8 protein-coding genes and 1 tRNA gene are annotated in these 10,037 nt (G+C 55.7%); 2 read left to right on the forward strand and 7 right to left on the reverse strand.

The features are described 5' to 3' along the window. Window positions 1-74: 74 nt before the first annotated feature. Window positions 75-998 carry a LysR family transcriptional regulator gene (locus ACJ7Z0_RS13580; RefSeq protein WP_434790265.1) on the forward strand — a complete coding sequence of 308 codons (924 nt, stop codon included), beginning with the start codon at window positions 75-77 and terminating at the stop codon, window positions 996-998. A 92-nt stretch (window positions 999-1,090) separates the two neighbouring features. Here the strand turns inward: ACJ7Z0_RS13580 and ACJ7Z0_RS13585 are convergent, their stop codons facing one another. The 7 genes from ACJ7Z0_RS13585 to ACJ7Z0_RS13615 all read right to left on the reverse strand — a co-directional run bounded on the left by ACJ7Z0_RS13585 (window position 1,091) and on the right by ACJ7Z0_RS13615 (window position 8,559). Continuing rightward, window positions 1,091-2,272, reverse strand: a complete 1,182-nt coding sequence (locus tag ACJ7Z0_RS13585) for an ATP-binding protein (protein WP_434790266.1) — start codon at window positions 2,270-2,272, stop codon at window positions 1,091-1,093. Continuing rightward, window positions 2,269-2,799 (reverse strand): phospholipase D family protein, encoded by a 531-nt coding sequence (locus ACJ7Z0_RS13590; RefSeq protein WP_434790267.1) that lies wholly within the window; start codon window positions 2,797-2,799, stop codon window positions 2,269-2,271. Before ACJ7Z0_RS13590 ends, ACJ7Z0_RS13585 begins: the two co-directional genes overlap by 4 nt. Continuing rightward, window positions 2,786-3,832 carry a hypothetical protein gene (locus ACJ7Z0_RS13595; RefSeq protein ID WP_434790268.1) on the reverse strand — a complete coding sequence of 349 codons (1,047 nt, stop codon included), beginning with the start codon at window positions 3,830-3,832 and terminating at the stop codon, window positions 2,786-2,788. The genes ACJ7Z0_RS13590 and ACJ7Z0_RS13595 overlap by 14 nt, the downstream gene beginning before the upstream one ends. A gap of 100 nt (window positions 3,833-3,932) precedes the next feature. Further along, window positions 3,933-5,291, reverse strand: a complete 1,359-nt coding sequence (locus ACJ7Z0_RS13600) for an ATP-binding protein (protein WP_434790269.1) — start codon at window positions 5,289-5,291, stop codon at window positions 3,933-3,935. Further along, the gene (locus tag ACJ7Z0_RS13605) at window positions 5,281-7,155 is read right to left on the reverse strand and encodes an ATP-binding cassette domain-containing protein (protein WP_434790270.1); all 1,875 of its coding nucleotides are present in this window, start codon (window positions 7,153-7,155) and stop codon (window positions 5,281-5,283) included. The genes ACJ7Z0_RS13600 and ACJ7Z0_RS13605 overlap by 11 nt, the downstream gene beginning before the upstream one ends. A gap of 611 nt (window positions 7,156-7,766) precedes the next feature. Beyond that, window positions 7,767-7,841, reverse strand: a tRNA-Arg gene (locus ACJ7Z0_RS13610). Window positions 7,842-7,884: 43 nt separating this feature from the next. Then, a complete protein-coding gene (locus ACJ7Z0_RS13615; RefSeq protein WP_434790271.1) occupies window positions 7,885-8,559 on the reverse strand; it encodes a TetR family transcriptional regulator in 675 nt (224 codons plus the stop codon). A 175-nt stretch (window positions 8,560-8,734) separates the two neighbouring features. Here ACJ7Z0_RS13615 and ACJ7Z0_RS13620 point away from each other — a divergent pair, with 175 nt between their 5' ends. Next, window positions 8,735-10,036, forward strand: a complete 1,302-nt coding sequence (locus tag ACJ7Z0_RS13620; protein ID WP_434790272.1) for an efflux RND transporter periplasmic adaptor subunit — start codon at window positions 8,735-8,737, stop codon at window positions 10,034-10,036. The last annotated feature ends 1 nt before the right edge of the window (window position 10,037 follow it).

The raw sequence follows: 10,037 nt of genomic DNA on the forward strand, positions 1-10,037 counted from the left end.
GCTAGGCACCAACCAGCGCGCGCACAAGCAACATAATTTGCGGCAATTCAGAACAAACTGCACTGAACGAAACCATGCTCGATTCCCAGCAACTGCGCGCCTTTGTCTCCGTCGCCGACCACGGCAGCGTGACCCGCGCCGCCGAAGCCATGCACCTGACGCAATCGGCCGTCAGCGCACAGATCAAAAGGCTCGAAGAACAGCTGGGCTGCCGGGTCTTCGAGCGCACCACCCGCTCGCTGCAGCTCACCGCCCAGGGCAGCGTGCTGCTGAGCTATGCGAGGAGCATCCTCAACCTGCAGCAGCAGGCGGTCTCCCGGCTCGCGGCGCCCCGCCATGCGCCGACGACCCTGCGCCTTGGATGCTCGGAGGGGTTTCCAAGCGAATGGCTCTTTGCCGCGCTCGCAGGCTTTCGCCAGCGCCGGCCCGACGTGCATGTGGAGATCACCGGCGGCCTCAGCACCGTGCTGGCCAAACAGGTGCGGCAGCGCTCGCTCGACCTGATGGTCGGCACGGTCTGCGATGCCGGAAGCGACACCGAAACGCTCTGGATGGAACCGCTGGTATGGGCCTTTTCCGAGCGCGCGCTGCTCGACCCTGACGCGCCCGCGCCGCTGGCCTTTCTTTCGGAGCCCTGCCCGTTCCGCGAAGCCGCGCTCGCCTCACTGGCCGGCCATGGCGCGGCGAACTGGCAGATCGTGCTGACCGCGCAGAGTTCTGGCGCATTGGTGTCGGCCGCCGCCGCCGGGCTGGCCATCACCGTGCTGACGCCTTCCGGCATGCCGGCGGGCCTGCGTTCCATTTCGCCGGGGAGTTTTTTGCCGGCGCTGCCGCCGGCGCGGTTTGTGATTCAGCATGCCAAAAGCGGCATCGCTTCCGAAGCCCTGTCAGCGCTGGCCGATGAAGTTCGCGAGGCTTGCTTTCGGTGGCGCGGGGCGCATGTTCAAGCCGCGCGCGGCGTAAGTCGAGCAAATGCGAGACCGGAAAGCTTGGAGTAGCGCTCTAATACATCGCAGCGCCCGTCCCCACGCGCATCAAATCCACAGCAGAGCCTTGCTTAGTTCTGCCTAAAAACCAAATATTTACGACGTTACGTTTGAAGATCCAATATTGAATTCGCAAGATCGCCAGAGATCGCATTTGGCGGCTCTAATCCGTGTTTTCTAACCGCCCGCTCCAATACCGCCCTCATAAGCTTGAATATGTTTCTCGGCGTCATTTCAACAATTCTTTCAAGCACCGCATCGACCGCAGCCTCCGAAAATGGATAATACAAACTCGGAGCTATAAATTCAGGCTTTCTAAATCCACTCAACTGCTCACGAACAAATTTCTTCGCCGCCTCTGGTTCCAGTGCTGGCAGTTCGATGTATTTACGAGTAAGTCGCTGCAAAATAGGAGTTGGAAGGACAGCCTCAATCAACGCAGCGTCAGCGCTAAAACCCCAAATCATACAAAAATAATTCGGCAACTGATTGAGGAGCTCGCGAAAAGACTGTAGAAGTTGAATCGACTCTACCGCCTTCATCTCGACCAAATTTTCTTGCTCATCAACAAACAAATAAACAGCCTCATAGGCAGCCCGTTCATTGCCGATATCGGAGGTCATAACCTTAAAAAGGCCCGCCAGCGTAGCAACCGCCGGATAGTCCGCATCAAGAGATGAATTAAGACCTATATCGGGAAAGCTGAGTTTTTCACCTCGCAAGTATCTCCATACATCAACCAGTCCTCCATTGGCCGCCTTCAGCAACAAATGAATAAAAGGAGTTAAAGATGGCGGCACGTGTTGTCCTAGCGTACGCGAGACCAACAAACTTCGATCCGCCATCAGACTCGAAGCTTCAATATGACTCAAACTCTGAAGGTAAGCTGTCGCGGCGGAGTTGACCTGAACATTTACATGCGCCGCCAAAGTTGAGAAAAAATCTCGGCCAAGCTGATCGATTAATGTGCGATAAACATCAACAAACGTAATTTTTTGACTTACTCGAACAGTTTGCACGTAGATAGCTTTTCCTTTGAATCGCTCGACCTCATCTTCGTTAATCAAAGTCGTGAGATACCGAAGGGCATGCGACTTTCCCGCCCCATAGTCACCATGGACTACAACAAATTCACTTGAGCCAATATCACTGGAGCGAACACTCTCAACCACGTCCAGAAGCAACTCCTTTTCCCGCTCTCTTCCGGCCCACTTATGAACTGACAACTCTCCGACGGTAATCGCGAAAGGGTCAGCTATCAGGCCAAAATCTCCGATCGTACTCATGCTTTTCCTTTAGAGGTTAATTTGCTTGCTTGCCAAACGTAGAACGGGAAACTCCCAAAACCCGTAAGGCGCTTAAGCTCTTTCTCCACAGCAGCCTCATGGTCTGGATTGTCAATGCGAACCATTGTTTCGTCATTGCGCTCAAAACCTCCCTGAGTGAAATTCGAACTTCCAATAAACGCCGTATATCGTTTAGGTGCGTCAAATTCGAAGTGAAACAACTTCGAATGAAGACTTGTTTCGCGAATTTTAAGGCTCACTCCTTCTGCTTCTAGCTGCGACGCCTCCGCTCTTCTTATGACATTTTGCTGGCCGACCGCGGCATCATCAGCAGGCGGACAGGTGACAATTTCGATTCGATCGGTTCCGCGAGAAATAGCATGCCTTGCAAACTCTAGCACCGATGACCATGGCTTAACGGGCGTTAAAAATGGAGAGACGATTGTTATAGATCTCGGCCCCTGCGCAAGAGCATTTCGGAACTGCTGCGCAAAGGGGCGCGTGCAATGGATTTCAATCTTTGACATTATTTCGCAACTGATAGTATGCCAATGCACCGGTGCGGCTAGCAAAAAACGCAAATCGTCCTGGACGTAAAACCGCGATTGACCTGAGGACTTCTTCGAAGCTTACTCGATAGCCATGCTCGATCTCACACAAGATAGTAAAGTACATTGCGGCAGCGACCGAAGCTTGCTTAGCGTGGAATAGTTTAATTTTCGGGAATGAATGCTCAAGAAAATCGGCGACCTTTTCAAGAAAATCTCTATGCGGCGCAATCTGTGCTGATTGGGGTCGAAGCAATTCTAGTGTCGAACCAGAAGCGCCTTTAAGCACGAGAGGAGATTGCGGGCGTAAAAACTCGACGCATTGAGGATCTGGACCGATCCATCCTGAACTGTCGCTTGGATAACCTGACTGCGTGAGGAACTTCTCCCCCATGGCCGTCAATTTCGCATTATCCGCATCATAATGTCCTAACTCTACAGCCCATGTTTTGCGTGGACTAAAATGATGCCGACCAAAATCTGCGCTCGGCTTTTCAAAGTCGAGGCGGCCGAGCCTATCAATCTTTACCCAATGCACCTGATGAGCGCCACCTTTAATCAAGCGAGTTAGAACTGATTTATTTGGAAAGGCCGTTGCCAACCACTCAAGCCTCACCGCCCTCATTGCCAAGATTTTTTGGCGAAACTCCTCAGCCTGTTCCTCACTTGTCTTTTTTAAGTCCTGCTTTAATATCTGAAGAACTGTCAGATAAGCATCGGCATCGGCCTCGAGAATTAAATGCTCAAGAACGATATTTGCCAGTCGAAGGTCCTCATTGGACGCCGCTTTTATAGCAATCCCGCTATCGGTAAGCGCAAGGCGGCTCAAATGCGGCGCGTTGCTCGCACCTGGCAATTTCTGAATTATTCCAAGCTCACCCGAGAAATTCAATATTTCAATAGCGTATTTATCTGTTAAAGGCTTTCCGTCGAGTCCTGTTGCTTGGAGCTGCTTAGTTAGTTCAAACTGATACGCTGTATGCTGCTTAAACAGCTCAGCAAGCAGTGCCATTCGCCGGATGCTATATGCCCCAGTGGTATATCCAATTTGCCGCGTCAGTGCATGCACCAGCTCCGCTTCCGCCCTCGCCCTTGAATAAACGGTTGCCACGTTAACTTGGGGTGTTCCCACCGTGAGCTGTAACTCGGGGCCGGATTTTGGTGGCAAAAACTCGCCCACTTGCTGCATCAGCCAATAGACACTCTCCAGGATCCAACGACCGCAGGACACTCTGAATATCGATACCCTTTGTGGCGCCAATGTCGTAAGTAACGGAAGACCTTGTCGGCATGCGAGCAACTGCAGCTTGCAGATCTGCGTCAAAGCCAAGATAGTGAGTAAGTGTTATATCAACTTGGCTCATCAAGCGGGGATCGACTGCAGAAGGCTGTTGAGTCGCAAACACCATGGAAAGGCCAGCATCACGACCTCGCTTTACATAGTCGACAACGGGTCCGGTTGCAGAAGTATTCCCCGCAGCCGGAACGACAACATGGGCTTCGTCCAGAAAAACCCAAAGACGATCGGGCAATTCCGCATTTAGGCTTTCTTTTTTCAAGCGGCGAGCAACGCGCTTTTCCTGGTGGTGATAACTCATGCGATCCGAAAGGAGACGCACGAGAACTCCGACAACGAGCGATCTTAAGCCTTCTCCCAATTGCCGCATCAAGATTACTGAAATACATCCCGGCCTTAGCAGCTCATCCAAAGCCACGCCATTTCCGCCGATCAATTGGGACTCGACTAAGGATTCCAACCTCCACCGAAGGGAGTCAACAGTAGAGGCTTGAAATTTTTGCAATGGTCCGGCAGGTAGACAGCGCAGAGCCAGCGATTCCGGCGTGTCATGTGGATACGCCTTGACCAGAGTTAAAAGCGCTTGACCGATCGGCGAAAAGCGCTCGATTTCTACAAGGGCGAGCCAATCGTCACCACGAAGTTGACTCGGCGCGATCTGAAGCTCCGCGACTTGGCTAAGCGGAGTTTTATAGCCTGCCGGCGCCCAGAGCTTCACAGACGAAGCCGAGGTCGGGGAGTAACCCCAAGCTTTTATTGCTTGAATTTGTTCTACATCTTCAGACAGATTTTCGGCTGGGGTGTGCCCAAGAGTCCAAAACTGATCTTGGACGTCGAAAATGACGCTTGCGGTCGGTTGTGTCTTGGTGCCCCAGATGGGCCCGGCTCCACAGACGCTCTCGGCAATAACGCCTAGATCAAAACTTTTTCCACTGCCGCGCGAGCCAAAGATCCCAATGACGTGCGGGAACGATAGGTCAAGCCAAACACCAGCATCAAGTACGCTTGAGCCTTGAGCGTTCTCACAGACTTTCCCGAGAAGTCCGACATTGGCGCCGCTTTGCCCCAACCTTCTTCCGACTACTACTGCTCTGTCGGCCGAATCCACGTTCAAAAATGCAGCTGATTCGTTTGCTCGTAGAGCAGCAGTCGTTATAACCTTTTTAGTTTTCACCAAAGCGCTCCAAGAAATTTTTTCCAGCCGACGTTAAAACAGATCTCCCTGGCAGCAATTGAACAACCAGATTTGGTTGCAGCTCGTGTAAGAGCCGCCGCGGACTCGCTGTCGCAACGACGCACGCCATCCCTTGTTGATCAGCCAACAAACGAATCTTTTTGCAGACGGAGGCGGCTGACAAATCGTCCAACGGCTCACAGAACGCATCAATAAATAGCACTTTGGGCTCAGTTGTCAGTGCCCGCGCTATCCCCAGGCGGTAGAGCTGTCCATCGCTAAGATAGGAGGAGGGACGAACGAACAGCGACGCCTCTGCTAGGCCAGCATTGGACAATGCCACCAATGCAGCTTCGATGGAGACGTCGCTCAGCAGGTCAATCGGTGACTCGGCACTTCTTTCGGTCATCACCCAAGCTGCCTTTGTTTGCCCTCGAATCTCGCCCGTTTTCGCGCAGACAGAGGCTGGGAGCTTTCCAAGCCCTTTTTGTGCGGCGTCAGCCATTGCTCTTAGCAGTAGCGACTTCCCCGTGCCGCTCGGCCCGGTTATCAAGATAATTTGACCTTGCGAAACGTTGAAACTGAGACCTTCAAATAGCGGTTGCTCAAGCGCCTTAGAAACAATCCCAAAGGCTTCCGCAACTTTTCTCGACCTACCCGTCGTTGAAGGCTGAGCACTTGCGTGTAGCGAATAGTTTTCGATTTCTAATAACGGGGTCATGCGCACTCTGGTTGCTATTTTTTTTCTTTGAATGGATTTTGATTCATGAGTTTGCGGTACCACAGTTTTTAAATGCAAACATGCAGCAGGGGTAAGTCCGGCGATATACGTGGGCTTTGGCCTGCGGTATACATGATGCATTGCAACCCATTCTTCGTCGGAAAGGCCTTCTGGGCTCTTCCTCAGGACATTCAATAATTGCTCCAGCGACCACTCACGTCGATTCATAGTGGCGAGCAGCGTTGTCGCGTAAGACCGTTGCAGGTGCATGATCCCACCGCCACCCTTTGGAAAATTGGTGTCATCCCCGCTCCTTATTGTGCGTCGCAGCAGGTAATTCATGTCTTTTAGGACACGCGCTTCATTTCCTTCAGTGTCTCCCACATACTTAAAACCCGCTCCACGCACAAAAGGCGTATAGCGCAGCATGTCCGCGGTAATTTCCAAAAACAAAGGTCTAGCTCCACCGTAGTGCCACCGCTCCCTCGTATAGTTTACTGCGGCCTTTGCAAGAAGCGCTGCGATACCCAATCCTCGGATTTCAGGATAGACGACACAACGCGATATCCTAGCGATTCGTTTCGTCTGCTCCTTCGCTGTTTTCATGTCCCATCGCTGCCAAACAATATCGTTTTCTGCGTCCGAGAACGGGCGATCAAGCAACGGTTTGCGCGCAGTATTAACCAGAAGAGCCGAGGTAATTTCGATAAAACCCACAACCTCTGGCAGCAAGGGATGATGCGCAACCGCAATCAACGGAGCGACTCGCCCAGCGACATTTTGACCACGATAGTGATGGTGCTTTAATCTTTTCAGAGCATAGGCCTCTGCCTCCGTTTCGACTTCTTTGATGGTGATTTCAATAATTTCACCAGACAGCCGAACATCGAAATGTTCAGACCAAGCCGGAGCCAGAGGCACACTTGTTTTTCGTTTTTCTAAAATGACTTGGGGGTATACCCCCTTGAAGAAAATTTCATCGCCTTTCGCCAGCGGAGCAAATGGTGGCAATTCAAGAACAGCACCCGAGGAGAGTTTAAATTTCGTTTCATTCTCGCCTCGGTATCTTGAATCAACAACCTCTGTTGGACCAAATAAATTCTCAAGAGGCTTGTTCAAACGAGTAGTTGTGCCGACGGACATAAGATAAATTTTTGGGAGGGGTGATATCAGTCAACGAGGGTATTTTGAAAATTGGAAGCCCGTTTAAAGCCTGACATTCAATTTATTAGTTTCGCCACGCACCCCTTCTAAGCCACCCTTCAGTCTTGTAGCGGAAGTCCATTCGACGTATCTATGCCGTTACCGACATGCGAGGCGCCGTGCACACATGGGTATGGCGGATGCGTATGCAGTGGCGGATCCGGTAAGTCACATTTTGTCATCCGCATGTTCTCATCCTTTGGGAGAGGACAGCACGCTGAACTCACGCAATAGCCGGCAAAAGGTTGAAGCAACAGGGTCTCACCGTCTCGGCGATTCGGGCCCCGAATGCTGCGACCGCTTCGCGAAGGCCCGGCTCGGGTGCTAACTACGCCGGGAAAGGCGTTAACTTGGGTCGGGGCAACAGTGCTCCTTGTAACGTCGGCCACCTGGATCACGTCTGCCCCCTGCAATTTCCGGCAGCGGTACTGAAAAGTCCCGACATGAGATAGCTGCGGGCCAAGGAGATGCGCTTAGGCAAAAAGAAAACCCGCCACGCTAGCAAGCGTGCGGGTTCTTAGGGGTTGATGAGACCCCATGGTCTCGATATTTGGTCCCGCCGCCAGGAATCGAACCTGGATCTCAGCCTTCGGAGGGCCGAATTCTATCCGTTGAAATACAGCGAGGAATCTGGGCTCCGGCAGAACCGGAGCCACGCATTATCGCCCATCAGACGGCGACTTCTTCATCAGCTTCGTTCCCGATGCCTGCTTTCGAGTTCCGCACAAAGCCCAGGCCGGCCAGGTAGACGCGGAAGGTGCGCCGGCCGGTGGGCACCAGGTCGAAGGCCTCCGGGTCGAGCAGCCAGTTCTGGATGAGCCCGCTGATCAGCGCGTGCAGGCCCTGCGCCGCCACGTGGCCGGGCACGGGCAGCTTGATGCGGTCGCGGCGCGCTGCCGTGCGCAGGGCTTTTTCGAAATCGGCCACGCAGGCGTTGCGGGCGTCCAGGTGGCGCTGCTGCACCGAGGCCATGTCGTGCGTGTATTCCACCTTGTGGGTGGCCACGTCGAACACGCGGCGCACCTGGGGGTCGGTGGTCATGAGGGTCAGGGCGTGCACCATGCCCTCTTCGATCTCGCCCAGGGGGTCGTCGTTGAGGCCGGCCGCCGCGGCGGCCCTGGGGCCGGCTTCCAGCGGCAGGATGACGCGCTCCATCATGGCGTTGAAGAGGTCGGCCTTGTCCTTGAAGTGCCAATAGATGGCGCCGCGCGTGGCCCCGGCCTGCTGCGCAATCTGCTGCAGCGAGGTCTGCGAGACGCCTTGCGCCTGAAACAGCAGCTCCGCGGCATCGAGCAAGCGATGCCGCGTGGCCAGTGCCTCTTCCTTCGTACGACGTGCCACCAAGTCTCCCGTTTTGTAAAGCCAAGCCCTTTCGGTATCGTGGGGCCATTGGGGTTGTCACTATACATCCATGAATGTATGTAAACTAGCGGGCTTCCCCGATGGCCCAGCTGTTTACGCTGGTTTTCTGTTCGCTTCGCGAACACGCCGTCTCCCGTCTTTGCTTCAAAGGATTCGCATGCCTCTCCTGCATGTTTCGCGTCAATCGTCGTTTTCGCCGCGCCTCGCGATCGTGGCCGCCGCCGTGGTGTTGGCGCTTGCGGCCTGTTCCAAGGGCGACGCGCCAGCCGGGCCCGGCGGCGCGGGTGGCGGCGGTGCCCGGCCCGCTCCTGAAGTGGGCGTGGTGGTTGCCACGCCAACCGACGTGGGCCTGGTGACGGAGCTGCCGGGCCGCCTGGAGGCCTCCCGCGTGGCCCAGGTTCGCGCCCGCGCCTCGGGCATCCTGCTGAAGCGCGAGTTCCGCGAAGGCAGCGACGTGAAGGCCGGCCAACTGCTGTTCCGCATCGATCCGGCGCCGCTGGTGGCGGCCGCGCAGAACGCGCAGGCCACGCTGGCCCGGGCCGAAGCCAACGCCGTGCAGGCCAAGGCGCTGGCCGACCGCTACAAGCCGCTGGTCGAGGCCAATGCCGTGAGCAAGCAGGAATACGCGACCGCCGTGGCCTCGCAAAAGACAGCCGAGGCCGACGTGGCCGCGGGCCGCGCCGCGGTGCAGACCGCCAAGATCAACCTGGGCTACGCCAACGTGACCTCGCCCATCGCGGGCCGCATCGGCCGTGCGCTGGTGACTGAAGGTGCGCTGGTCGGCCAGGGCGACGCGACCGAACTGGCCGTGGTGCAGCAGATCAGCCCGATGTACGTGAACTTCACGCAGTCGGCATCCGACGTTCTGAAGCTGCGCCGCGCACTGGCCGCGGGCCAGTACAAGCGGGCCAACGGCGAAGAAGCCGCCAGCGTGACGGTGGTGCTGGAAGACGGCACCGAGTACGCGCTGCCCGGCAAGCTGCTGTTCTCCGACCTGACGGTGGATTCGACCACCGGCCAGGTGACGCTGCGCGCCGAAGTGCCCAACCCCAAGGGCGAGCTGCTGCCCGGCCTGTATGTGCGGGTGCGGCTGGAGCAGGCGCAGGCCAGCAACGCGATCACCGTTCCCCAGCAGGCCGTGACGCGCACCCAGCAGGGCGACACGGTGTCGGTGGTGGGCGCCGACGGCAAGATCAGCCAGCGCACCGTAAAGATCAGCGCCGCCAAGGACAACCAGTGGGTGGTGCTCGATGGCCTGAAGGCCGGCGAGCAGGTGATGGTCGACGGCTTCCAGAAGCTGCAGATGATGCCGCCCGGCACGCCCGTGAAGGCAGTGCCGTGGAAGAAGCCGACGCCGAATGGCGCGGCGCAACCGGCAGCACAACCAGCGGCGCAGGCGGCATCCGCCCCGGCGGCGGCAGCCAGCGGTCCGGCGTCTGCCACGGCCGAGAAGAAGTAAT

The organism is Variovorax palleresanus (assembly GCF_051144945.1).
GTDB lineage: Bacteria > Pseudomonadota > Gammaproteobacteria > Burkholderiales > Burkholderiaceae_C > Variovorax > Variovorax paradoxus_S.

Coding starts and splice junctions, on each gene's coding strand:
- ACJ7Z0_RS13605 (WP_434790270.1), bottom strand. CDS start 7,155: ATGTCCGTCGGCACAACTACTCGTTTGAACAAGCCTCTTGAGAATTTA.
- ACJ7Z0_RS13580 (WP_434790265.1), top strand. CDS start 75: ATGCTCGATTCCCAGCAACTGCGCGCCTTTGTCTCCGTCGCCGACCAC.
- ACJ7Z0_RS13590 (WP_434790267.1), bottom strand. CDS start 2,799: ATGTCAAAGATTGAAATCCATTGCACGCGCCCCTTTGCGCAGCAGTTC.
- ACJ7Z0_RS13620 (WP_434790272.1), top strand. CDS start 8,735: ATGCCTCTCCTGCATGTTTCGCGTCAATCGTCGTTTTCGCCGCGCCTC.
- ACJ7Z0_RS13595 (WP_434790268.1), bottom strand. CDS start 3,832: ATGGCACTGCTTGCTGAGCTGTTTAAGCAGCATACAGCGTATCAGTTT.
- ACJ7Z0_RS13585 (WP_434790266.1), bottom strand. CDS start 2,272: ATGAGTACGATCGGAGATTTTGGCCTGATAGCTGACCCTTTCGCGATT.